A 22,223-nucleotide genomic window follows, 5' to 3' on the forward strand; every position below is an offset into this window, starting at 1 on the left:
GAGTCACGGCCCGGAGGTGGGCGAGCCCGGACTACTCGAAGAGGTAGCGCTGCACGGTCGGTCCGACGCGCGAGACGATGTCGTCGACGGATGCCGTGGCGATGGGCCCGAGCTTCAGCACGTACCGGGTGAGGAGCAGACCCGCGATCTGCGAGGCGACGAGCGTCGCACGCAGGTCGGCATCTGCGACACCGAGCGTCTTCGCGATCTTGCCGATGAGCTCGCGCGCGAGGAATCCCGCCAGCAGCGGCGTCGTGAGCCGGCTGCCGATCGCCGTGCGGATGAGCATGACCCCTCGGCGGCGGATGTCCGGCTGCTCGAAGGCCTCGAGCACGTAGCGCACGAGACGCTCGCCGACAGCGTCACGCGGACCCGCGACGATGGCCGGCACATCGATGTCGGGGCGGAGCGGAATACCGACCGCCTCGGCGAACAGATCGGCCTTCGTGCCGAAGTAGTGATGCACGAGAGCGGAGTCGACGTCGGCACGGGCGGCGATCGAGCGGATCGTCGAGCCGTCGTATCCGTGCTCGCCGAACTCGTCTACAGCCGCGGCGATGATGCGGTCGCGCGAGTCGGAGACGCCACGGGGTCGCCCGCGCTTCTTCGGCGTGCGCTGCTCGGTCATGGCGCCAGCCTACGACGAGGATTCGGCGTCATCGTCAGTCGAGCAGATGCCGCAGGTAACGCTGCGGATCTTGCAGGAACGAACGCCAGTGGTTCACGATCTCGAGGTCGTTCCATTCGGCGGGACGGATGCCCCAATCGCCCACCTCGAGGATCCGAGCCCCGGGCAGCGCGGCGAGCACCGGCGAGTGGGTGGCGCAGAGCACCTGACCGCCCTCGTCGACGATGCGCTGCAGCACGGCGATGAGGGTGAGCGTCGACTGGAACGACAGTGCTGCTTCGGGTTCGTCGAGACAGTAGAAGCCCGGTTCGTCGAATCGGCTCTCGAGGAGGGCGAGGAAGGACTCGCCATGACTCATCTCGTGGAACGGCACGTCGCCCCGCGGCGAGGGGTTCTCTTCGAGGTACGTGTAGAACGAGTGCATCGTCTCGGCCCGCAGGAAGAAACCCCAGCGGTTCGCTCCGACACCGCGTTGCAGCTGCAGCCACTCCGACAGCGGCGACTCTGTGGGCCGGGTGCTGTGCCTGGCGAACTTCGACCCGCCCTCGGGCGAGAGGCCGTACGCGATCGCGATCCCCTCGACGATCGTGGACTTGCCGCTGCCGTTCTCGCCGACGAGGAACGTCACACCCGGCGAGAGGTCGATCCCCTCTTTCAGCACCTGCGCCACGGCGGGGATGCTCGTGGGCCAGACCCGACCGGGTTCGGGGGCGTCGTCGTTCGCTCGCACGGCGACGACCGGCTGCTCACGTCGACGACGGCTGCCGGGGGCCCAGATCGATTCCATGCTTTCCTCCTCCGAAGGAGGCTAGCCCCAGCCACCGACGCGGCCGTCGGGCCGGCGGCTCAACACTCGATGACGTTGACCGCGAGCCCGCCCTCGCTGGTCTCCTTGTACTTCGTCGACATGTCGATTCCGGTCTGCCGCATCGTCTCGACGACCGCATCCAGCGAGACGTAGTGGCTCCCGTCGCCGCGAAGGGCGAGACGTGTCGCCGTCACCGCGGTGGAGGCGGCGATCGCGTTCCGCTCGATGCACGGGATCTGCACGAGCCCGCCGATCGGGTCGCAGGTGAGTCCGAGGTGATGCTCCATGGCGATCTCCGCGGCGTTCTCGATCTGCCGGTTCGTGCCGCCCATCACGGCGGTGAGGCCACCGGCGGCCATCGCGCACGCCGAGCCGACCTCGGCCTGGCATCCGCCCTCGGCCCCCGAGATCGACGCGTTCGCCTTGAACAGCGATCCGAGAGCAGTGGCGGTCAGCAGGAAGCGCCGGATGCCGCGGCGACGGTTCGCCTCGGCGACCGCGTCGGGGTCGTCGATCGCTCCGACGGCGACGAGTGACGCCTCCGCGCCGAAACCGAGCAGAGCGCTGCCGACGAGCTCGCCATACGGAGTGACCGCGTTGCCGGCGCCGAGGCCGGAGTCGGCAAGGAACCGCCACCAGTACATCGCGACGGCGGGCAGGATGCCGGCTGCGCCGTTCGTCGGCGCGGTGACCACCCGGCCGCCCGCCGCGTTCTCCTCGTTGACGGCGAGAGCGAAGGCACCCAGCCACTCGCCCGGAAGCTCGCGGTGCCCGTCGGCCTCAGCCTCTTCGAGTTGCCCGCGGATCGCGCTCGCGCGGCGCTTGACCTTGAGCATGCCCGGAAGCACCCCGTCGGAGTGCAGGCCGTTGTCGACGCAGGCGGACATCGCATCCCAGATCGCGTCGAGGCCGGCTGCGACGTCCTCCTCCGAGCGCTGCGCCGTCTCGTTCAGGCGAGCGATCTCGGCGATCGACAGCCCGTGCTCGTCGCACAGCGCGAGCAGCGACGCGGCGTCCGCATAGGAGTACGGCAGCGGAGCCGCGGAGATCTTCTCCTCCTCGCCGTCGCGACGGATGAACCCGCCGCCCACGGAGTAGTACGTCTCCTCCGACACGATCTGTCCGTCGGCGTCCCACGCTGTGATCGTCATGGCGTTCGGATGGCCGGGCAGACGGGTGCGCGGTTCGAACGCGATGTCCGTCTTCAAGAAGGGGATCTCGTGCGTGCCGTCGATCCGCACCGTCGCACCCTCGCGAAGGTCCGTCCAGGCGGCGCGCACCTCCGACGGATCGCAGGTCTCGGGGGCGAGACCGCGCAGGCCCGCGACGACGGCATCGGGCGTGCCGTGTCCGATGCCGGTGGCGCCCAGCGAGCCGTACAGCGTGCATCCGACGCGTGCGACGCGGTCGAGCGCCCCGGCCGAGCGCAATCGGTGGGCGAATTCGAGTGCCGCCCGCATCGGCCCGACCGTGTGGGAACTCGAGGGGCCCACTCCGATGGAGAAGAGATCGAAGGCCGAGACGTACGCTGTCACGTCCTAAGCGTACGTCGTGATCAGCGACACGGGCGATCCGGAGGCCGCCGTCAAGCCCCTTCATGCCCGCGGATCGAGACTCCATCCTGGTCATGCACTCGATGCGAAAGGACGATCATGACCGACAACACGCCTGCACAGGACCCGACCTCCAGCGCCGCCCCTGAGGCGCAGACCCCGACCCCCACACCGTCGTCCGGCGACGCCGGGGAGTTCAAGACCCCTGGCGAGAGCACGGAAGCCCCCGCGGAGGCGGAGTCCCCGGAGGACGCCGATCCCTCAGAGATCCCCGACAACGACGAGCTCGAAGAGCCGAGCACTGAGAAGGAACCGTCGGAGGAACCCAAGGCCCCGACACGCAACGACCCCGAACCCGACCATGAGGCGGTCGGGATCGGGGTCATCGACGGTCCGGAGACCGACGAGGGCGACTGAGCGACTCCTACCTCGCTCTGGCCCTCCACTCCCGTCGCGATCTCTGTCGCGCAGAGGGCATCAGCACGACGGATCGCGCGACGGGAGCGTGTTCGGATGCGGGCTACTCGACGAGCTTGCCCTCGGTGTCGACCTCGCGCATGAGCTCCGCGATCTCTGCGGGGATCTCGGGGATCGGCTCGTGCGTCACACCGCCCGTGGGCGACCAGACGAGGTTGACCTGCAGCGTCGGGTCGGTGTCGGGGTAGTCGCTGCGGTTGTGGCAGCCGCGGGTCTCGCGACGCTCGAGCGCGGCCTCGATCGTGGCGCGGGCGGCGAGCGCCGACGCCTTGAGGTCGAAGGCATGCGCGAGATCCTGGAAGCCCGCGATGTCGGGGTGGATGCCGATGTCCTCCATGCGTCCCTCGATCATGTCGAGGTCGGCAAGGCCGGCACGGAGCCCCTCCTCCGACCGCACGACACCGGCGTGCTCCGTCATGGTGTTGCGGATGGCGCGCTGCAGGGCTCGCACGTTCTCGCGACCGTCCGCCGCGAGCAGGTCGTCGATCTCGGCGCGGGCCTGAGCCACGGCATCCGCCGACCGACGCTGCGCGTCGAGACCCGCCGCGTGCGCCATGGCCGCCTGGCCGACGATGCGGCCGTAGACGAGCAGCTCGATCAGCGAGTTGCCGCCGAGGCGGTTCGCCCCGTGCAGTCCGCTCGATGCCTCGCCGATCGCGTAGAGACCGTCGACGTCGGTCTGGTGGTCCTCCGGACGCACCCACACGCCACCCATCGAATAGTGCGCGGTGGGCGCGATCTCGATCGGCTCGGTGGTGATGTCGAGCATCTGCAGCTCCATCATCGTCTGGTAGACGCGGGGCAGCCGGGTCATGATCGTCTCGCGCGGCAGGTGCGACACGTCGAGCCAGACGCCGCCGTTCTCGGTGCCGCGACCCTCGGCGATCTCGGTGTAGGCGGCGAGCGCCACGCGGTCGCGGGTCGAGAGCTCCATGCGCTCGGGGTCGTACTTCGACATGAACCGCTCGCCGAGGGCGTTGCGCAGGATGCCGCCCTCTCCGCGTGCGGCCTCGGAGATGAGGGTGCCGGCGGCGTTCTCGGGCTCGATGATCCCTGACGGGTGGAACTGCACGAGTTCCGGGTCGCGCAGTCGGGCTCCTGCCTCGACCGCGAGGCGGAACGAGTCGCCGGTGTTCTCGTCGCGGCGCGACGATGTGCGGCGCCAGATGCGGTTGTGTCCGCCGGCGGCGAGGATCACGGCATCCGCGTGGATCAGGTAGCGCGTGCCGTCGGACTGGTCGAAGCCGTAGGCGCCGAACACGACGTTGTCGCGCACGAGCAACCGCGTGATGTAGACGTGGTCGAGGATCGGGACCTCGAGCTGCTCGGCCTTGGCGACGAGCGTGCGCTGGATCTCGAGGCCGGTGTAGTCGCCGGCGAACGCGGTGCGGCGGAAGGTGTGCGCGCCGAAGAACCGCTGCGAGATGCGCCCGTCGTCTTCTCGGGCGAAGTCCATGCCCCAGCGCTCGAGGTCACGGATGCCGCGCTCCGCCCCCTGTGTCACGATCTCGACCGTGTGGGGGTTTGCGAGCAGGTAGCTCTCCTTGATGGTGTCGGCGGCGTGCTGCTGCCAGCTGTCGCCTTCGTCCATGGTTCCGAGAGCGGCGTTGATGCCGCCGGCGGCAAGAGAGGTGTGGGCATCCTGTCGGGGGCGTTTGCCGACGGCGAGGACGTCGATGCCGTGTTCGGCGACCTCGATCGCCGCGCGCAGCCCGGATCCGCCGGTCCCGATGACCAGGACCGTGGTGGAGATCTGACGTTCGCGAGTACTCATGCATTTCACGCTAGTTAGGGCGACCTAATAACTCCAATGCATTGTTCTACTGGTATCGATAGACTGCAGGTATGAACCTCGAGCAGCTCCGCGGGTTCGTCGAGGTCGCCCGCCTCGGCCACTTCACCCGCGCCTCCGAGCACCTGCATCTCGCCCAGCCGTCGCTCAGTCGACAGATCTCGACGCTGGAGCGCGAACTCGGCGCCGAGCTCTTCCACCGGGCTCGCGGCCACATCGCGCTCACCTCCGCCGGCGAAGCGCTCCTCCCCCGCGCACAGCGGATGCTCGCGGAATCCGACGCCATCCGCGAGGAGATGGGCGAGCTCGCCGGCCTCCGCCGTGGCCGCGTGCGTCTCGGCGCCCCTCCCACGCTCTGCATCAGCCTCGTCGCCGAAGCGATCAGCACATTTCACGCCGCCCACCCCGGTGTCGACCTGCACCTCACCGAGAGCGGCTCACGCCTGCTCGTCGACCAGCTCGCCGTCGGCGCGGTCGACATCGCACTCATCACCGAGTCGGAGGGGCCTCCGCCGTCGGGGTTCAGCCTGTCGCGGATGCCGCTGCTCACCGAGGAGCTCGTCGTGGTCTCCGCGGCATCCGAGCCCCCGGTGTCGTCGTCCTCGTCGATGAGTCTCGCTCACCTCGCCACCCTCCCCCTGATCGCCCTCGACGAGACCTATGAGCTGCGGGCGACGACCGATGCGGCGTTCCGCTCGGAGGGGTTGACCCCGAACTTCGTTCTCGAAGGCGCGGAGATGGATGCTCTGCTGCGTTTCGTCGAACGGGGAGTCGGCGTTGCGGTGGTTCCGGCGATGGTGCTCCTCGACCAGCCGGCACTGCGGTCGGTGCGACTCACGCATCCGATGATGAGGCGCACCGTGAGCCTGGCCCACCGCGCCGACGTCACCCCCGCGATCGCCGTCGCGGCGATGCGTCACGCGATCGTCGCCACCGCCGCAGAGGTCGCCCGCCGCGACCCGGCGATCACGAGCCTGCTCGAGTGAGGGCCCCTCAGCCGGCGAACGCGCGCGTGAGCCGCACAACCAGCAGACCGACGGACACGATCAGCCCCAGATACGCGAGGCCCAGCCCGACGATGGCGGCGGCGCGGAACGCACCCTGACGCCGCACGGAGGCATGGCCGATCAGCGCAGCGGCTGCGGCGATCGCGATCGCAATGAGGTACCCCACGATGCCGCTCGGCAGCACGAACAGCGACGCGATCGCCAGGACGCCGCACACCAGGCCGACCACGTGCCACACCCGGTTGTTCTGAGCCTGCTCGGGAAGCGTCATGAGCACGAGCCTATCGAGCAGGCGCGCCCGGATGCTTCTGCCCTCTCCTCGGAAAACGCAAAACCCCCGCCGCTTTCGCGACGGGGGTTTCAGCTCATCTGTGCGCCCGAAGGGACTCGAACCCCTAACCTTCTGATCCGTAGTCAGATGCTCTATCCATTGAGCTACGGGCGCTCCTGGACCGCTCAGCGGGCCGTGGAACAGCCTATAACAGTCCACACTCGAATGCGAATCGAGCAGGGTCAGTCGTCGTCATCGGGGACGGTCTGCTTCTTCTTGCGCTTGGCTTTCGCACGCTGCAGAGACGACAGAGCCTGCAGGTCGACGAGGCGTAGCGCCTGCATCCTCGCCTCGCGCATCCGCTCGTAGTCGGGGTCCTGATCGGGACGCATGCCCTCGACGTGCAGCCGACGATCGAGGTTGTGGCGCACGTCGGCCCAGGCACCCTCTCGGGCCTCCTCGACGATCGCGCGCAGCGCGGCCTCGTTCTCCATCGTCTCGCGCAGCTTGGTCGCGACTCCGTGCGACTGCTTCGCGCGACGACGGAGGTTTCGCACATCGCGGTCGCGGTAGTCATGCGTTCCGGAGGGGTCGGAGTGGCGACCGCGAGCGCGCTTGCGCAACTCTGTGAGGTTGCGTTCGACCTCTTCGGACTCCTCGGCCATCGCTCGCAGCGCCTCTCGCGCGTCGGCGACGTACTTGTCGGTGTCGAACACGCCGTTCTCGGCGATCGTGCCGATGAGGATGTGATTCTTCACGGCGAGGCGCGCGGCAGCGGTCGCGATCGCAACGCCTTCGGCGATGGCCTCCGCAGTTCGTCCCACCGCTACCTCCTCCCTTCGAGCGTACCGGTATCGCTCCCCGATGCAGTGGGCCAGAATGGATCGGAATCGGGTCGCCACGGCCTGCTCTACGACCTGCGGCACTCCCGAGCGCCGCCAGGAGGAGTGCAATGAAGCGTCTCACCCTCACCGGAAGCACCACTGTCATCACCGGGGCCGCGAGCGGCATGGGCGCGGAGATCGCACGGATCCTCGCCGGGGACGGCGTGCACCTCGCCCTGGTCGACCACAACGCAGAGGCTCTCGAGACGGTGGCCGCAGGGCTCCGCGGCACGACAGTCACCACGCACGTCGTCGATCTGCGCGACGATGAGGCCGTCTTCACCGCGGTGGGCGAGATCACCTCCGCTCACCCGCACGTCAACGCACTGATCACGTGCGCCGGCTCCTCGATGCTCGGAACCCTCGACCAGCTGACCATGGAGGAGATGCGCTGGCTGACCGATGTGAACCTCTGGGGCACGGTGTCGATCACCAAGGCACTGCTCCCGACGCTCCGCGCGGAGCGCGCCGCACACATCACGCACCTCGCGAGCATCTATGCGCTGGCGGCTCCCGCGGGGCGCATCCCCTATGCACTCAGCAAGTACGCCGTGCGAGGGTTCTCCGAGGCGCTCCGCCACGAACTCGAGGGATCCTCGGTCACCGTCGGCGCGATCTATCCGGCCGGCGTACGCACGGGCATCATCCTGCACGGCCGGTACGCGGCGGCCATCGACCCGGCGGTGGCGGCTCGGGCGGCGGCCGCGCAGGCGGCGATGTACCACACCGAGCCTGCGGATGCCGCGGCGCAGATCATACGTGCGACCGAACGTCGTCGGGCGCGCACCATGGTCGGCCGGGAGGCGAGACTCGTCGACGTGCTCGTGCGCGTCGCACCGGCGGCCTACTGGCGGGTGATGCGGCGGCCGCTGCGCGAGGCGGTCGACACGACCACCCCGGTCCGCTGAGTCAGCGGACCGCGCCGACCCAGATCCCCGACGCCCAAGCCTGCTGGTCGCCGTTGCAGCCGACCGAGCCGGGGAACCCGCGCACGACCGCCATGCAGTTCGCGAGGAACTCGGGGTCCCCGCCGAACATCGACTGGTACGAACCCGATGATGTGAGGGCGCCCCACACCCGGAACTGGTAGATGTGCGCGAGCTCGTGCGCCATCGCCCATCTCAGCCGGTCGGCGCCCCAGTTCGAGATGTCTGCCCGGTACTTGATGTACCCGTTGCTGTTGGCGCATGCCGGAGCCGTTCCTCCCGCGCACGACGACGACTCGTAGAGCCCGACTCCGCCGCCGCCGACCGCGTCCAGGGCGGCGCGCACTCGCGCGTAGCCGTCGGGGCCGCTCGACGACCAGGCCGGTCCCTCAGGAGCCGCGTACTGGGCCGCTTCCCACGTGGTCACATCCTCGCCGACCCTGTCGATGAGGGCATGGACCGTCGCGGTCGCCGCCACGACCGTGGCCGGGTCCTTGCGCTCCGCGAGCACGGTCTGCTGGGCCGACAGCACGGACGCCCGATGAGCGGCCGTGTCGACCTTGCCCTCGGCGCCGGCCATCGCGGCACCGAGCGCGGCGACCTCGTCGACGAAAGCGGGGCGCACCTCGAGCACTGCGGCACGCGAGGCCGTGTCCCTCTCGGCAAGGTCGATCGCACCCTCGAGGTGGTCCGTGCGCATCTGCGCGGTGCGCGTCGACTGCGACAGCGTCTGGAGCTCTGCGATGGCGGCTGCTCTGTCCTCGTCGAGGGCGACGGCGCGACCGATCACGCCCGCGGCGAGGAGGATCGCCGCGACCATGGTGACCGAGAAGACTCTGCGGATCACGACGCTCCCGTCATGGGAGGAACCCCGTGGTGTCGGCGAGCTGCGTCTCCTGCTCGGCGATCGCCGTGCGCAGAGCCGTCAGCTTCTCGGCGAGCAGGTAGTTCGCGTCCCGAGTGGCGTCGAGCTGCTCCTCGGCCTGTACGACTGCGGCGCGCGCCTCGGCGAGGGAGTCGACCCGCTGCTGATCCGCGACCACGACGAGCACCGTCCCGCCGATCAACAGCAGGCCTCCGGTGACGACGGCGAGGCCCCTCATACCGCTCCCCAGAACAAGATGAATATCCGGAACGATTTCCGTAGGGCCCAATATATCCTCGCGAAAGGCGCCGTTCTAGCGCACTGTCTCGCCCGCCGCGCTCCGGAAGCGACGGAGCCTGAGGCTGTTCAGCACGACGAACACACTCGAGAACGCCATCGCCGCGCCGGCGAGCATCGGGTTGAGCAGGCCGAGAGCGGCGAGCGGTATCGCCGCCACGTTATACGCGAGCGCCCAGAAGAGGTTGCCGCGGATCGTTCCGAGCGTGCGTCGGGCCAACCGGATCGAATCCACCGCGCCCCAGAGGTCACCCCGGACGAGCGTCAGATCGGATGCTTCGATCGCGGCATCCGTGCCCGTCCCCATCGCGATCCCGAGGTCGGACTGCGCAAGAGCCGCCGCGTCGTTGACGCCGTCCCCGACCATGGCGACGACGGCACCGCGTGCCTGCAGCGCGGTGATCGCATCGACCTTGCCCTCGGGGAGGACCCCTGCGCGCACCTCGTCGATGCCCACGGCATCCGCCATGCTCCGCGCCGCGCGCTCGTTGTCGCCCGTGAGCAGCACCGGACGCAGACCGAGCCCACGAAGGGCCGCGATCGCGTCAGCGCTGGTGGCCTTGACCTGGTCAGCGACGACGAGGACGCCTCGCACTCGGCCGTCCCACGCCACCGCCACGGCCGTGCGTGCGTCCGCCTCGGCGCTGTCGAACGCCGCGGCGAGGACGCCGTCGAGCGGCAGCGCCCAGTCTTCCAGGAGCGAGGGTCGACCGGCGATCACGGCGTGCGACTCCACGACCCCCGTGACGCCACGGCCCGCGATGCTGCGGAAATCCTGCACGGGGGGAAGATCGCCGATGCGCTCGGTGGCGCCCCGGACGATCGCCTGGGCGATGGGATGCTCGGAGGCCTCTTCGACCGCAGCCGCGTGACGGAGAACCTCGGTGACGTCTTCTCCGTCCGCGACGATGATGTCGACGAGCGCCATGCGGCCCGTCGTTACCGTGCCGGTCTTGTCGAGAACGATCGTGTCGACGCGGCGGGTCGACTCGAGTACTTCCGGCCCCTTGATGAGCACGCCGAGCTGCGCTCCGCGTCCTGTGCCGACGAGCAGCGCCATCGGCGTCGCGAGGCCCAGAGCGCAGGGGCACGCGATGATCAGCACCGCCACGGCCGCGGTGAACGCGGCAGCCGCACCGCCGCCGATCAGCAGCCACACGACCAGCGTGACGGCCGAGATGGCGAACACGATGGGCACGAAGACAGCCGAGAGCCGGTCGGCGAGCCTCTGCGCCTCGGCCTTGCCCGACTGGGCCTCTTCGACGAGCCGGGCCATGCGGGCGAGCTGCGTGTCGGCTCCCACACGCGTCGCCGACACGAGAAGACGACCGCCGACGTTGACGGTGGCGCCGGTGACCGAGTCGCCGGCTCGCACCTCGACCGGGATCGATTCGCCCGTGAGCATCGAGGCGTCGACCGCAGACGACCCCTCGCGCACGATTCCGTCAGTCGCGATCTTCTCGCCGGGGCGCACGACGAACGCATCCCCCACCCGGAGCCGCTCGAGCGGCATCCGCTCCTCGCGTCCGTCGCGCAGGACCGAGACGTCCTTCGCGCCGAGTTCGCCGAGGGCACGGAGTGCCGCACCGGCACGGCGCTTGGAGCGCTGCTCGAGGAAGCGTCCGAGCAGCAGGAACATGGTCACGCCGGCTGCTACCTCGAGATAGATGCTGCCGAGGCCGTCGCCTCGTTCGATCGTGAATCGGAACGGATGGGTCATCCCCCACATGCCGGCGGTTCCGAAGAACAGCGCGTACAGCGACCAGAGGTAGGCCGCGCCGACTCCGACGGAGATGAGCGTGTCCATCGTGACGGCGCGGTGGCGCGCGTTGAGGAATGCAGCACGGTGGAACGGCCAGGCGGCCCAGGTGACGACCGGCGTGGCGAGGATCAGCGACGCCCACTGCCACCCGGGGAACTGCAGCGGTTCGGCCATGGCGAGGGCGATCACCGGGATCGCGAGCACCGCGGCGACGATGAGACGGAGCCGCAGGCGACGATAGGCGGGATCGAGCTCGGCGGATGCGGTCTCGCGCGGAAGTGCGGCCGAATACCCCGTGCGGACGACCTCCGAGATGAGGTCGTCGACGGCGATGCCGGATGCGACCTGCACATGGGCCTTCTCGGTCGCATAGTTGACGGTGGCCGCCACCCCCTCCATGCGGTTGAGTCGCTTCTCGATCCGCGAGGCGCAGGACGCGCACGTCATACCGTCGATCTCGAGGTCGTAGGTCACCGCTTCGCCTGACATGCTCACTCCTCAGGCGCGGGCGGCGCTGTAACCGGCCTCATCGACAGCGGCCAGCACGGCGGCGTCGTCGAGTTCGGCTGTGGAGGTGACTGTCAGGCTGCCCGCCGCGGCGCTGACCTCGATGCCGGTCACGCCGTCGAGCTTCGCGACCTCGCTGCGGACCGACCCCTCGCAGTGTCCGCAGGTCATTCCGGTGACGGAGTAGGTGGTGGTGCTCATTCGTGCGTTCCTTTCGGCATTCATCAAGGGACTAATACCCCTAGGGGGTATCCCTACGATCACAACAGTACCCCGCGGAGGGGTATTCCCTCAACGCGAGGATGCTCAGATCGAGTACGTCGGGCTGCTGAGACGCCGCTCTGCCGCCGCCTGGCCGCTGGCCAGGTGACGCGGGATCAGCCACCTCAGCGTCTCGACGTCGCGGGCCACGACCGCTTCGAGGATCACACGGTGCTCCTCCGCCATGGCGAGCAGATCGTCGTGCTGTCCGAAGAGCCACCGCAGACGCGTGACGAACACGCCGATCAGCTCCCCGAGCATCTCGTTGCCGGCAAGCTCCGCCGAGATCTCATGGAACTCCCCCGCCGCGATGCGGGCGGCCTCGACGTTGCCCGCCTTCGACGCCGCGAGTTCGCGCTCGTATGCCGCCTGCAGTCTGGCGATACCCGCATCGTCGTGACGCTCGGCGGCGAACACGAATATGAGGGTCTCGATCGCCTCGCGCACCTCACCGAAGTCCTGGATGTCGCGGTGCGTGAATTCGCGCACGACGGCCCAGGTTCGGGGCCGCGCGACGACCACGCCCTCGCCGACGAGCGTGCGGATGGCCTCGCGCACCGGCAGGCGCGACACGTTGAGCTCGGCCGCGATATCGCGTTCGACGAGCCGGGATCCGGGCACACGGCGGCCCAGGATGATGTCATCGCGCAGAATGCGCGTCACCCTCACCGACTCGAGTTCGCCGGCAGTCCCCACCCCCGCCATACCGTGATTGTCCCACTCGCACCCCGCTCCGACAAGTTTTGGTATCCCAACGGGGTATTTATTACGAACTCTGCCGCTCGGCACGTGAAAGGGGCGGGGAGGACGCCGCAGCATCCGCCCCGCCCCCTCCGCCGTCGCTCAGGGCAGACGGTTCGCGATCGCGAGGTTGGCCTCGAGCTCGTCGGCATCCTGCTTCACGACGTAGGCGGGGCGATCGCGCTCGACCCGCCAGGACTCGCTGAGCGGACCGACGTTGACCGTGTCGAAGCCGGCCTCGTCGTAGAAGCGAGTGACGAACGCGACCGCCTCGGCGTCGTCGCCCGCGGTCGCGAGGGCACGGCGCCCCTCGGTGCCGGTCGGAGTGCCGTCGGTGGTGATGTCGGCGGCATAGATGTGGTTGAAGGCCTTGGCGATGCGCGAGGTCGGCAGCTGCTTCTGCAGCAGCTCCGAGGTCGTCGTCTCCCCCTTGTCGAGGGCGTCGATGTGGCCGTCGCGCTCGAAGTAGTAGTTGTTGGTGTCGAGCACGATCTTTCCCGCGAGCTGCTCCACGGGAAGAGCATCGATCTTGCCGAGCGGCACCGTCACGACGACAGCATCACCTGCCTCTGCCGCTTCCGCAGCGGTCGCGGCCTTCGCCTGCGACCCGAGCTCGGCGACGAGGTCTGCGAGCGTCTCCGGTCCGCGGGAGTTCGCGATCACGACGTCGTATCCGTTCGCCACCGCGACTCGCGCGACCTGGCTGCCGATGTGTCCTGCACCGATGATTCCGAGAGTTGTCATGCTCGGGCCAACGCCTGAGGCACGAGGCTATTCCCTCGGTGACGCCGTGTTCGCGATCAGACGCCGAGCAGGAATCGCTCTTCCACGCGGCGATACCCCAGGCTCTCGTAGAGCTGGATCGCACCGGTGTTGAACCCGAAGACGTGCAGACCGATCGAATCGGCTCCGAGCCGCGAGGCCTCCCGCTCGGCCGCATGCATGACGTCGCGACCGTAGCCCTTGCGCCGCTGGTCGTCGGCGATCTCGATGTCGAGGATGAACCCGTGCGGACGTCCGCCGCGAGAGCGGACGCCGATCCACAGCACCCCCACCTCGACGCCGTCGACCTCGGCGATGAACAGTTCCTGGCCCTCCGACGCGACTCCGTCGGGCAGCTCCAGCTCCATCTGCCTGTGCGACTCGACCGCCGCGTCCTCGGCCGAGTACCGGCCGGAGGCTGCGAGATCCTCGGCGAAGGCGGCTTCGGATGCCGTGGCGAAACTCGTGAAGCGCTCTGCCGTCATGGGTCTCACGACGACGCGCGAGTCCGACTCTCGCGTCGGGAGCGGTTCGAGGAGCATCTGGATCGAAGCGACCTCGAATCCACCCCGCTCGACGAACGCGCGACTCTCGCTGTCAGAGGCGTAGACGCCCATGCTGATCCGATCGACCTGTTGCTTGCGGGCGAGGGCCTGCAGCTCGTCGAGCAGCGCACCTCGCTGCGCGACGGTCGGCGCGAGCTCGAAGGAGAGATCCACCACGAAGAGGACACCGTTGTTCGCTGCGAGCCAGATGGTTCCCAGCCGCGACCCGTCATCGTCGATCTCGAGGATCAGCGAGGTCGGCGTCTCGTGTCCTTCCGCGAGCAGCTCGGCGAGGAACTCCTCGACGCGGGCGGCGGCGTCGTCACCGACGAACATCCCCGAGTCCTGCCGGAGAGCGATCAGACGCTCGCGCGTCGCCCCGAGCCAGTCGTCGAACCGGTCTGCACCGAGAGGATTCAGAAGAAGAGGCATGGTTCCATCCTGCACCTCACGGCGCCGGTCTCATGCCCTCCGCCTCACGCCTTGTGCAGGGCGTCCTCCACGGCGACCCAGGCCAGCATCGCGCACTTCACCCGTGCCACGTACCGCGAGACGCCGCCGAGGGCTGCGACATCACCGAGGAGCTCCTCGTCCGGCTCGATCTTGCCGCGCGAGCGCATCGCCTCGCGGAACGACGCGATGCGGATCTCCAGCTCCTCGACCGTCAGTCCCTCGGCGAGCTCGGCGAGAAGCGAGGCGGATGCCTGCGAGATGGCGCATCCGTGTCCCTCCCACGCGATCGCCTCGATGCTGCCGTCACCGGCTCGATGCACCTGCAGGGTGACCTCGTCACCGCAGGTCGGGTTCACCTGGTGCGACTGGGCCGCGATCTCGCCGCGGAGCCCGAACCCGTGCGGGGTGCGGGAGTGGTCGAGGATGAGTTCCTGGTACAGGTTCTGCAGGTCGCTCATGCGCCCCTCCGGAAGAAATCGATGGCGCCCCGGACGCCGTCGAGCACGGCGTCGATCTCGGCACCGGTCGTGTACAGATACGTGCTCGCCCTGGTCGACGAGGTGACGCCGAGGCGTCGGTGCAGCGGCTGAGCGCAATGGTGCCCGACGCGCACGGCGATGCCGCGGTCGTCGAGGAACTGGCCGAGGTCGTGCGAGTGGATGCCGTCGACGTCGAAGCTGGCGAGTCCCACTCGTGGCAGGTCGATGCCGGCGCCGAGCACGCGCACGCCGTCGATGGCGGAGAGGCCCTCGACGAGACGAGCGCCGAAGGCGGCCTCGTGCGCGGCGACGCGCGGCATCCCCACAGCCGTCAGGTAGTCGATCGCCGCGGCGAGCGCGACAGCCTGCGACACCCTCTGCGTGCCGGCTTCGAAACGCTGAGGCGGTGGCAGGTACGTGGCCTCGGTCGTGGTGACGGTCGTGATCATCGAGCCGCCGGTGAGGAACGGCGGCATGGCCTCGAGCAGCTCCCTGCGGCCGTAGAGCGCGCCGATGCCGGTCGGACCGAGCATCTTGTGCCCCGAGAGCACCGCGAAGTCGACATCGAGCGCGCGGACGTCCAGCGGCAGATGAGGAGCCGACTGGCAGGCGTCGAGCACGACGAACGCGCCGACGGCTCGGGCCAGGGCGACGAGATGCTCGACGGGGTTGATCACGCCGAGCACATTCGACACGTGGGTGAACGCGACGAGCTTGGTGCGCTCTCCGATCAGCTCGGCGGCGACGTCGAGACGCAGCGCGCCGTCATCGTCGAGCGGAATCACCCGCAGGGTCGCCCCGGTGCGCGCTGCGAGCTCCTGCCAGGGGATCAGGTTGGCGTGGTGCTCCATCTCGGTCGTGACGATCTCGTCGCCCTCGCGCAGACGGAGCCGCTCGGCGGCTACTCCCCCACGGCCGAGGGAGGCGTTCGAGATCGAGTAGGCGACGAGGTTGAGCGCCTCCGTGGCGTTCGAGGTCCAGATGATCTCGCCCTCGTCGGCGCCGATGAACCGCGCGACGGTGGCGCGAGCATCCTCGAAGACCTCCGTGGCCTCCGCCGCGAGAGTGTGCGCTCCGCGGTGCACGGCCGCGTTGAGAGTCGTCGCGAACGTCCGTTCCGCGTCGAGCACCGCGAACGGGCGCTGCGATGTCGCACCCGAGTCGAGGTACGAGAGCGGATGCCCGTTGACCTCGACCTGCAGGATCGGGAAGTCCTCGCGCAGGCGACGCACCTCGGCATCCGTCAGGGGACCGTCGCTCAGCGGGGCGATCACGTCGGCGTCGCGAGAAGTGCTCATCGTTCTAGCTTCTCATCTGGTGCGCCGAGTGGGGTCACGACCGCAGGCGGGCCGGTCAGGGAGAGACGAGGATATCCTCGTCCTCCGCGAGCCCGAGTGCCCCCGTGACCGGATCGACGTAGCGGACCGTGATCTGACGCAGCCCCGGTCGCATGTCGAGCACTGACACGACAGTGGATGCCTCCGTCAGCACGACGCTCATCGCCGCCTCGCCATCGACCGACACGGACACCGTCGAGCCGGTGATTCCCTGGAGCCACAGGCTGATGTCGTCACGCGAGCCGTCGGCGTCGAGATCGGTGCGCATGATGAACGTGTCTGAGACCTCGGCGAGCGATGGAGTCTCGAAGAAGAAGGGGCCGATCGGAGCGCTGACCGTCTGCTCGCCGGTGAGCGCGGTATGGCGCACGGAGATGGACATGCCCTGATGGAGAGCCTCGGCTCCGGGAAGAACCGAGAAAGCACCGGCGGAATCGACGACGGCGGACGCGATGGAGAGGCCGGTCTCGTCGAGGATCTCGACCTCAGCACCCGCGGCACCGGTTCCGACGAGAGCGGTGGGGACGATCATCGACGTCGAGACGTTCCACTCGACGGTCACAGGCAGGATCACCGGCTCCTCAAGCGGAGGTTCCTCGACCGGGGCCGCCGGCGGAAGCCGCTGCGGCTGGCTCCGCGGTTCCGGTGGAGTCGTCGTGGCGGCCTCCTGGGGGGCGGGCGGCGCCACGGTCGTTTCGAGGTCGACCTCGACGACGGGCTGAGACTCCGGGACAGGGTCGGGTGATTCAGGCACCACCGGCGGCGCGGGCGCTTCCACGGACTCCGTGGGCGTCGGCGCCGCGATCGGCGAGGGAGACTCGACGACGATCGCTGCAGGGGACGACGCGTCGGCGCCCGGCGTCGCCTTCGGTGCGAGCTGGGCGGCGACGGCCACCGCCGCGACGATGACGGCAGCCGCTGCGACCGCTCCGCCCACGAGCAGCCACGGAGCGGCTCCCCGGGGGAGCATACCGACCGAGACCGCTGCCATGACCGGAGCCGGCGTCGCGGCGGAGTACGCCGCCGCCGCCGGCCCACCGATGATCGCCGGCAGCAGCAGTGCGCGCAGCTTCGAGGATGCCTGGGCGACCTCCGTGCTCGCCATCGTGCAGCGGCGACAGCCCTCGAGATGCGCCTCGAACCGCTTCCGATCGGCGCGCGAGACCTGCCGCTTGCGTCCCTGGGCGACGATGCGCTCGCACGTCCAGCGGCATTCCGCGTCTCGCCCTGCTTCTTTGATGTGCGCGTTCAGCCAGGCGACCTTGAATCCCTCACGAGCGCGCGAGGCCAGCACCGAGACGGCGTTCGGAGTCATGCCCATCAGCGGTGCGATCTCGCGCGGCTTCATGCCCTCGACCTCGAGGTACCAGAGCAGGGTGCGCCAGCGCTCCGGCAGATCCTGGAATGCCGTCGTGAGCAGCGCCTTGTCGGAGAGGATGTCGAGGGAGTCCTCGGAGTCGTCGACGGGCAGCTCGTCGAGGTATTCGAGGGCGAGGTCCTTCTGCTTGCCTCCCCAGGTCGCGGCGGCGCTGCGCACCGCGGCGAACAGGTAGGGCCGGAAAGCTTCGGTCGGGCCCCCGCCGTTGCGGATCGCGCTGAAGGTCTTCGCGAAGGCCTCGCTGACCAGGTCCTCGGGGTCGATCGAGCTCGTGATGGCCCGAGCGGCGCGCAGCGCTGACGGTGAATGGCGCTCCCAGAGCATCCCGTACGCCCTGTTGTCCCCGTTGCGGGTGGCGCGCACGAGATCGTCGTCGCTCGTGTCGGGTTCGAGGCGAGTACGGATGACGGTCGGCGGCAGCACGGTCATGATCGGCCCTTCATCGCTGCGATGCACCGCGATGCGCGCAGGGTGAGCGCCCCGACGCTCACTGCGCTGCCTCGATCGCTGCGACCGCGGCGTCGAGACGCGGCCCGGTCGAATCCACCAGCGTGCACGGCATCTCCTCGATTCGGGTCACCCCGAGGAAGCCCATGACCGTGAGGAGCTCATCGTGGAGCACCTCGAACGCGCGCTCGACACCGGGTCGGGCTCCTGCCGCCAGCCCCAGCGCGAACGGTCGGCCCGCCGCTGCGGCATCGGCACCGAGCAGGAGCGCCTTCGCGATGTCGGAACCACGCCGGATCCCGCCGTCGACGATCACGGACGCGCGTCCGTCGACCGCGTCGACGACCCCAGGCAGCGCCTCGATCGTGGCCTGCTGACTGTCGAACTGACGGCCGCCGTGGTTCGAGACGAAGACGCCGTCTGCGCCGTGCTCGACGGCGAGGCGTGCGTCCTCGGGCGTCATGACGCCCTTGACGACGATGTTGCCCGTCCAGCTGCTGCGCAGCCGGGCGATGTCGTCCCACGTCGCCGTCTGATTCTCGTTGCGCTCCATCCAGACTTCCATCTCGCGCATGCGGATCGCTCGCCCGTCGATGCGGTAGTTGCCCCACGTCATCGATCTGCCCAGGAGCCACCGCATCACCCACCCCGGATGCAGCGCGGTGTTCATGACGTCGCGGACAGGCGGTCGCGGCGGCATGGCCGTGCCGTGACGGAGGTCGCGGTCGCGCTTGCTCGACACGGCGACGTCACCGGCGACGACCAGGGTGTCGACTCCGAGCGCCCGCGCCCGATCGATGTGCCGTCGGGTCTCGTCAGCATCGTTCCAGAAGGCGATCTGCGCCCACACCCGCTTCGGGGCGGCATCCGTCACCTCTTCGAGCGAGCAGCCGGACCAGGGGCTGTGCACGAACACACTGCCTGCGGTCGCGGCTGCCCGCGCGATGGCCACGTCGGCGTCGGGGTGGCACACCGTCAGAAGACCCATGGGGGACACGACCAGGGGAAGGTCGAGTCGGGTTCCGAGGATGCTGGTCGCCGCGTGGCGCTGCGAGGTGTCGACGAGCACCCGCTGGGGAAGCAGATGTGCGTCGAGAGCCTCACGGTTGCGTCGAAGGGTGAGCTCGTCGAGAGCTCCTCCCTCGATGAAGTCGAAGACCATCGCCGGCAGGCGCCGGCGAGCACGGATCCTGAGGTCTTCGATGCTGTGGATGTTGCGCACGTCATGCTCCTGTGAGGTGTGGATGTCAGTGCAGGATTCGGGAGAGGAAGGCCTGGGTGCGTTCGTGCTGAGGACGCGCGAGCACGTCCTCAGGCGATCCGCTCTCGACGACGACACCGCCGGCCATGAAGACGACCTGATCGCTGACCTCGCGAGCGAAGCCGAGCTCGTGCGTGACGACCATCATGGTCATCCCCTCTGCGGCGAGATCCCGCATGACGGCGAGGACCTCGCCGACCAGTTCGGGGTCGAGAGCCGAGGTCGGCTCGTCGAAGAGCATCAGCTTCGGCTTCATCGCCAGAGCCCTCGCGATCGCGATGCGCTGCTGCTGTCCTCCGGAGAGCTCCTGCGGGTACGAGGACGCCTTGTCGGCCAGGCCGACACGCTCGAGCAGCACCATCGCCTCGGCGATGACCTCGCCTCGGGGGCGCCCGAGGACCTGCGTCGGTCCTTCGATCACGTTCTCCAGCACCGTGCGGTGCGGAAAGAGGTTGAAGCGTTGGAACACCATGCCGGTGTGACGCCGCGTCCTCGCGATCGCGGACTCCTTCGCCTCGACCAGCCGTCCGCGGTGACGGGTGGCGCCGACGAGCTCGCCGTCGACGAGGATGATCCCCGCGTCGACCGTCTCGAGGCGATTCACGCAGCGCAGCAGGGTCGTCTTGCCCGACCCGCTGGGGCCGATCAGGCACGTCACGGAACCTGCGGGGATCCGGAGAGACACGTCTTCGAGCACGGTGTTGTGGCCGAAGGCCTTCCGCACTCCGCGGATCTCGACCACGTTGCGCGTCATGCGACCGGCTCCTTCGACTTCTTGACCCGGCCCGCCCGTCGCGGGGTGAAGCCCCGGCCGTAGCGTTCTTCGAGACGGGACTGCACGATGGTCAGGACCGTGGTCAGCACGAGGTACCAGATGCACGCGACGAGCAGCAGCGGGATGACCTCGTAGTTGAGCGAGTAGATCGATTGCACGGCGTACAGGAGATCGGAGATCGCGAGCACGCTCACCAGAGATGTGCCCTTGAGCATCGAGATGACCTGATTGCCTGTCGGTGGGATCACCACCCGCATCGCCTGAGGCAGCACGACACGGCGGAGCATCTTCGACCGCGTCATGCCGAGCGCCCGCCCGGCGTCCAGCTGCCCCTCGTCGACCGACGAGATCCCGCTGCGGATGATCTCGGCCATATACGCCGCCTCGTTCAGCGACAGACCGAGCAGTGCGGCTCCCAGAGGCGTGATCAGCACGTTGGCCGAGCCCAGTACGATGCTCGGCCCGCCGAACGGCAGCCCGAAGGCGATGACCGGGTAGAGAGCGGCGATGTTGTACCAGAAGATGAGCTGCACCAGCAGCGGGGTGCCACGGAAGAACCAGACGTAGGCGCCACTCACCCCGGCGAACACGGGGTTGCCCGAGACGCGCATGATCGCGAGCACGACGCCGAGGGCGATGCCGGCTGTCATCGAGACGACCGTGAGCACGAGTGTGAGCAGCATGCCCTGCAGCACCTGCGGGTCGAAGAGATAGGCGCCGACGACCGCCCAGCCGAATCGGGGGTTGGTGGCGACGTCGATCAGGAAGAACGCCACGAACAGGCAGAGGAGCACACCGCCGATGAGGATGCCGAAGCGGCGCCTCTTGTGCACCTCCAGCGACGTGAGCGTGCGCTGCAGCCCAGTCGCCTCTCCCGCGGGCTCCCCCGCTGAGGAGGCGCCCTGCTCGATGATGGCCATGGTGATCAGCCCTGCGCCGCGTTGACGCGGGCTTCGGTGATGGCCATCGACTCGAGCCCGTAGTCGGCGAGAAGTTCCTCGTATTCGGGCGAGGCGATGATTGCGCTCATCGCCTCGGCGATGGCGTCGAGCGTGCCGGCGTCATGCGGGATGCCCACCGCCACGGGGGCGAAGTCGTTCTCGTCGCCGACCTCGAGCTTCGAGTCCTGCGCGACCGCGTAGCCGAGGATCGGAGAATCCGCGTAGACGACGTCGGCTCGATCGCTGAGGAGCGCGGAGACGGCCTGCCGGGTGTCCTGGAACTGCAGGATCTCCAGCGGCTTCTCGCCCGCGTCCTCGCATGCCTGATCGAACCCCGGCACGTTGACCGTGAGCTGGTACGAACCCTTGAGCACGGCCACGCGCTTGCCGCACAGCCCGTCGAAGGCGAGCTTCTGCGGATTGCCCGTCGGTACGGCGAGCGCGCTGCCCATCTGCACGTAGTCGACGAAGTCGAGCTGCTCCATGCGCTCTTCGGTCGGCGTCATCGACGACACGGTGAGGTCGTACCGACCGGCGCTCATGCCCGGGATGATCGTGTCGAACGTGGTCACCTCGATGTCGAGATCGAGGCCGAGGGCACCGGCGAGGAGGCGGGCGATGTCGGGGTTGATCCCGGTCATGTCCTGGGTGCCCTCGCGGTAGAACTGTGTCGGCGGCTCGTTGGTGGGGATCGCCACCCGGAGGGTTCCGCCGTCCTTCAGCTCGTCCGGCAGCAGCGCCACGGCATCCGCCACCGGCTCCATGGTGATCTCGTCGGCGCTCGGCGCCGGGTCTGCCTGCGCTGCGCAGCCGCCGAGGAGGATCGCGACACCGAATGCGGCGAGGGCCGCCGCCGAGCGGCGCCGAAGATCGTGAGTGCTGTTCATGTGAGCGTCCTCTGTGAGGGGGCGACGTTGCCCGGAATCCATCTGCGCGTGTGACGTGCGAGAAGAGGAGATGGTCGGATATCTCGCGAGGTGCCCCGTCGACCTCGTACTCTCAGTCTTACGGGGAACCGATCTGACCGATATGTGAGTTCCTCCGGTAGTTGCCTTTTCTGAATGGA

At 68.8% G+C, this 22,223-nt stretch carries 23 protein-coding genes and 1 tRNA gene; 3 read left to right on the forward strand and 21 right to left on the reverse strand.

Annotated features, from left to right (window positions below):
* Positions 1 to 31: 31 nt before the first annotated feature.
* From ASF80_RS08110 to ASF80_RS08120, 3 genes are read right to left on the reverse strand one after another with little or no spacing between them, the layout of a single operon-like run.
* Positions 32 to 628, reverse strand: a complete 597-nt coding sequence (locus ASF80_RS08110) for a TetR family transcriptional regulator (RefSeq protein ID WP_056309658.1) — start codon at positions 626 to 628, stop codon at positions 32 to 34.
* Positions 629 to 662: 34 nt separating this feature from the next.
* The gene (locus ASF80_RS08115) at positions 663 to 1,415 is read right to left on the reverse strand and encodes an AAA family ATPase (protein ID WP_056309660.1); all 753 of its coding nucleotides are present in this window, start codon (positions 1,413 to 1,415) and stop codon (positions 663 to 665) included.
* 59 nt (positions 1,416 to 1,474) lie between these two features.
* Positions 1,475 to 2,971, reverse strand: a complete 1,497-nt coding sequence (locus ASF80_RS08120) for an L-serine ammonia-lyase, iron-sulfur-dependent, subunit alpha (protein WP_056309663.1) — start codon at positions 2,969 to 2,971, stop codon at positions 1,475 to 1,477.
* A 117-nt stretch (positions 2,972 to 3,088) separates the two neighbouring features.
* Between ASF80_RS08120 and ASF80_RS08125 the strand changes: the two genes are divergently transcribed.
* Positions 3,089 to 3,406 carry a hypothetical protein gene (locus ASF80_RS08125; RefSeq protein ID WP_056309665.1) on the forward strand — a complete coding sequence of 106 codons (318 nt, stop codon included), beginning with the start codon at positions 3,089 to 3,091 and terminating at the stop codon, positions 3,404 to 3,406.
* Between the two features lie 103 nt (positions 3,407 to 3,509).
* On the opposite strand, the gene ASF80_RS08130 is transcribed toward ASF80_RS08125, so the two are convergent.
* A complete protein-coding gene (locus ASF80_RS08130; RefSeq protein WP_056309668.1) occupies positions 3,510 to 5,240 on the reverse strand; it encodes an L-aspartate oxidase in 1,731 nt (576 codons plus the stop codon).
* Positions 5,241 to 5,311: 71 nt separating this feature from the next.
* Between ASF80_RS08130 and ASF80_RS08135 the strand changes: the two genes are divergently transcribed.
* On the forward strand, positions 5,312 to 6,244 hold the full coding sequence (locus tag ASF80_RS08135) for a LysR family transcriptional regulator (protein WP_056309669.1): 933 nt from the start codon (positions 5,312 to 5,314) through the stop codon (positions 6,242 to 6,244).
* Between the two features lie 7 nt (positions 6,245 to 6,251).
* On the opposite strand, the gene ASF80_RS08140 is transcribed toward ASF80_RS08135, so the two are convergent.
* The 3 genes from ASF80_RS08140 to ASF80_RS08150 form a co-directional block, all read right to left on the reverse strand.
* Positions 6,252 to 6,536: a hypothetical protein gene (locus ASF80_RS08140; protein ID WP_157521004.1), complete on the reverse strand. Its 285-nt coding sequence runs from the start codon at positions 6,534 to 6,536 to the stop codon at positions 6,252 to 6,254.
* A 101-nt stretch (positions 6,537 to 6,637) separates the two neighbouring features.
* Positions 6,638 to 6,710: transfer RNA gene (locus tag ASF80_RS08145), tRNA-Arg, on the reverse strand.
* A 68-nt stretch (positions 6,711 to 6,778) separates the two neighbouring features.
* Positions 6,779 to 7,360 carry a hypothetical protein gene (locus ASF80_RS08150; protein WP_056309674.1) on the reverse strand — a complete coding sequence of 194 codons (582 nt, stop codon included), beginning with the start codon at positions 7,358 to 7,360 and terminating at the stop codon, positions 6,779 to 6,781.
* A 128-nt stretch (positions 7,361 to 7,488) separates the two neighbouring features.
* Here ASF80_RS08150 and ASF80_RS08155 point away from each other — a divergent pair, with 128 nt between their 5' ends.
* Positions 7,489 to 8,328 (forward strand): SDR family NAD(P)-dependent oxidoreductase, encoded by an 840-nt coding sequence (locus ASF80_RS08155; protein ID WP_056309677.1) that lies wholly within the window; start codon positions 7,489 to 7,491, stop codon positions 8,326 to 8,328.
* Between the two features lies 1 nt (position 8,329).
* Here ASF80_RS08155 and ASF80_RS08160 read toward each other — a convergent pair whose 3' ends face one another.
* The 14 genes from ASF80_RS08160 to ASF80_RS08225 form a co-directional block, all read right to left on the reverse strand.
* On the reverse strand, positions 8,330 to 9,193 hold the full coding sequence (locus ASF80_RS08160) for a hypothetical protein (protein WP_235559912.1): 864 nt from the start codon (positions 9,191 to 9,193) through the stop codon (positions 8,330 to 8,332).
* Positions 9,194 to 9,203: 10 nt separating this feature from the next.
* The gene (locus tag ASF80_RS08165; RefSeq protein WP_056309679.1) at positions 9,204 to 9,449 is read right to left on the reverse strand and encodes a hypothetical protein; all 246 of its coding nucleotides are present in this window, start codon (positions 9,447 to 9,449) and stop codon (positions 9,204 to 9,206) included.
* 75 nt (positions 9,450 to 9,524) lie between these two features.
* On the reverse strand, positions 9,525 to 11,759 hold the full coding sequence (locus tag ASF80_RS08170) for a heavy metal translocating P-type ATPase (RefSeq protein ID WP_056309681.1): 2,235 nt from the start codon (positions 11,757 to 11,759) through the stop codon (positions 9,525 to 9,527).
* A 9-nt stretch (positions 11,760 to 11,768) separates the two neighbouring features.
* Entirely contained in the window at positions 11,769 to 11,978 is a 210-nt protein-coding gene (locus tag ASF80_RS08175) for a heavy-metal-associated domain-containing protein (protein WP_056309683.1), read from the reverse strand.
* A gap of 105 nt (positions 11,979 to 12,083) precedes the next feature.
* On the reverse strand, positions 12,084 to 12,743 hold the full coding sequence (locus ASF80_RS08180) for a GntR family transcriptional regulator (protein WP_056309685.1): 660 nt from the start codon (positions 12,741 to 12,743) through the stop codon (positions 12,084 to 12,086).
* A gap of 138 nt (positions 12,744 to 12,881) precedes the next feature.
* Positions 12,882 to 13,523 (reverse strand): NADPH-dependent F420 reductase, encoded by a 642-nt coding sequence (locus ASF80_RS08185; RefSeq protein WP_056309688.1) that lies wholly within the window; start codon positions 13,521 to 13,523, stop codon positions 12,882 to 12,884.
* 56 nt (positions 13,524 to 13,579) lie between these two features.
* Entirely contained in the window at positions 13,580 to 14,518 is a 939-nt protein-coding gene (locus tag ASF80_RS08190) for a GNAT family N-acetyltransferase (RefSeq protein WP_056309690.1), read from the reverse strand.
* A 44-nt stretch (positions 14,519 to 14,562) separates the two neighbouring features.
* Positions 14,563 to 14,997 carry a Fe-S cluster assembly sulfur transfer protein SufU gene (gene sufU / locus ASF80_RS08195; protein ID WP_056309693.1) on the reverse strand — a complete coding sequence of 145 codons (435 nt, stop codon included), beginning with the start codon at positions 14,995 to 14,997 and terminating at the stop codon, positions 14,563 to 14,565.
* Positions 14,994 to 16,316 (reverse strand): SufS family cysteine desulfurase, encoded by a 1,323-nt coding sequence (locus ASF80_RS08200; RefSeq protein ID WP_056309695.1) that lies wholly within the window; start codon positions 16,314 to 16,316, stop codon positions 14,994 to 14,996. Before ASF80_RS08200 ends, sufU begins: the two co-directional genes overlap by 4 nt.
* A gap of 55 nt (positions 16,317 to 16,371) precedes the next feature.
* On the reverse strand, positions 16,372 to 18,162 hold the full coding sequence (locus ASF80_RS08205) for a sigma-70 family RNA polymerase sigma factor (protein WP_056309697.1): 1,791 nt from the start codon (positions 18,160 to 18,162) through the stop codon (positions 16,372 to 16,374).
* A 58-nt stretch (positions 18,163 to 18,220) separates the two neighbouring features.
* Positions 18,221 to 19,402, reverse strand: coding sequence for an alpha-hydroxy acid oxidase (locus ASF80_RS08210; RefSeq protein ID WP_056309700.1), 1,182 nt, complete (start codon positions 19,400 to 19,402; stop codon positions 18,221 to 18,223).
* A gap of 25 nt (positions 19,403 to 19,427) precedes the next feature.
* The gene (locus ASF80_RS08215; protein WP_056309701.1) at positions 19,428 to 20,195 is read right to left on the reverse strand and encodes an amino acid ABC transporter ATP-binding protein; all 768 of its coding nucleotides are present in this window, start codon (positions 20,193 to 20,195) and stop codon (positions 19,428 to 19,430) included.
* Complete coding sequence (locus ASF80_RS08220) at positions 20,192 to 21,136, reverse strand: amino acid ABC transporter permease (RefSeq protein ID WP_056309704.1); 945 nt, start codon at positions 21,134 to 21,136, stop codon at positions 20,192 to 20,194. Before ASF80_RS08220 ends, ASF80_RS08215 begins: the two co-directional genes overlap by 4 nt.
* Before the next feature lie 5 nt (positions 21,137 to 21,141).
* A complete protein-coding gene (locus ASF80_RS08225) occupies positions 21,142 to 22,044 on the reverse strand; it encodes a transporter substrate-binding domain-containing protein (RefSeq protein ID WP_056309706.1) in 903 nt (300 codons plus the stop codon).
* Positions 22,045 to 22,223: the final 179 nt, after the last annotated feature.

The sequence above is a fragment of the Microbacterium sp. Leaf159 genome, assembly GCF_001423615.1.
In the GTDB taxonomy this organism is placed as follows: domain Bacteria; phylum Actinomycetota; class Actinomycetes; order Actinomycetales; family Microbacteriaceae; genus Microbacterium.

Bases quoted from the DNA above. Each gene is read 5' to 3' on its own strand.
- ASF80_RS08170 (WP_056309681.1), bottom strand. From the start codon at position 11,759: ATGTCAGGCGAAGCGGTGACCTACGACCTCGAGATCGACGGTATGACG.
- ASF80_RS08190 (WP_056309690.1), bottom strand. From the start codon at position 14,518: ATGCCTCTTCTTCTGAATCCTCTCGGTGCAGACCGGTTCGACGACTGG.
- ASF80_RS08110 (WP_056309658.1), bottom strand. From the start codon at position 628: ATGACCGAGCAGCGCACGCCGAAGAAGCGCGGGCGACCCCGTGGCGTC.
- ASF80_RS08175 (WP_056309683.1), bottom strand. From the start codon at position 11,978: ATGAGCACCACCACCTACTCCGTCACCGGAATGACCTGCGGACACTGC.
- ASF80_RS08180 (WP_056309685.1), bottom strand. From the start codon at position 12,743: ATGGCGGGGGTGGGGACTGCCGGCGAACTCGAGTCGGTGAGGGTGACG.
- sufU (WP_056309693.1), bottom strand. From the start codon at position 14,997: ATGAGCGACCTGCAGAACCTGTACCAGGAACTCATCCTCGACCACTCC.
- ASF80_RS08140 (WP_157521004.1), bottom strand. From the start codon at position 6,536: ATGACGCTTCCCGAGCAGGCTCAGAACAACCGGGTGTGGCACGTGGTC.
- ASF80_RS08185 (WP_056309688.1), bottom strand. From the start codon at position 13,523: ATGACAACTCTCGGAATCATCGGTGCAGGACACATCGGCAGCCAGGTC.
- ASF80_RS08125 (WP_056309665.1), top strand. From the start codon at position 3,089: ATGACCGACAACACGCCTGCACAGGACCCGACCTCCAGCGCCGCCCCT.
- ASF80_RS08115 (WP_056309660.1), bottom strand. From the start codon at position 1,415: ATGGAATCGATCTGGGCCCCCGGCAGCCGTCGTCGACGTGAGCAGCCG.
- ASF80_RS08165 (WP_056309679.1), bottom strand. From the start codon at position 9,449: ATGAGGGGCCTCGCCGTCGTCACCGGAGGCCTGCTGTTGATCGGCGGG.
- ASF80_RS08155 (WP_056309677.1), top strand. From the start codon at position 7,489: ATGAAGCGTCTCACCCTCACCGGAAGCACCACTGTCATCACCGGGGCC.
- ASF80_RS08220 (WP_056309704.1), bottom strand. From the start codon at position 21,136: ATGGCCATCATCGAGCAGGGCGCCTCCTCAGCGGGGGAGCCCGCGGGA.
- ASF80_RS08215 (WP_056309701.1), bottom strand. From the start codon at position 20,195: ATGACGCGCAACGTGGTCGAGATCCGCGGAGTGCGGAAGGCCTTCGGC.
- ASF80_RS08205 (WP_056309697.1), bottom strand. From the start codon at position 18,162: ATGACCGTGCTGCCGCCGACCGTCATCCGTACTCGCCTCGAACCCGAC.
- ASF80_RS08135 (WP_056309669.1), top strand. From the start codon at position 5,312: ATGAACCTCGAGCAGCTCCGCGGGTTCGTCGAGGTCGCCCGCCTCGGC.
- ASF80_RS08200 (WP_056309695.1), bottom strand. From the start codon at position 16,316: ATGAGCACTTCTCGCGACGCCGACGTGATCGCCCCGCTGAGCGACGGT.
- ASF80_RS08225 (WP_056309706.1), bottom strand. From the start codon at position 22,044: ATGAACAGCACTCACGATCTTCGGCGCCGCTCGGCGGCGGCCCTCGCC.
- ASF80_RS08130 (WP_056309668.1), bottom strand. From the start codon at position 5,240: ATGAGTACTCGCGAACGTCAGATCTCCACCACGGTCCTGGTCATCGGG.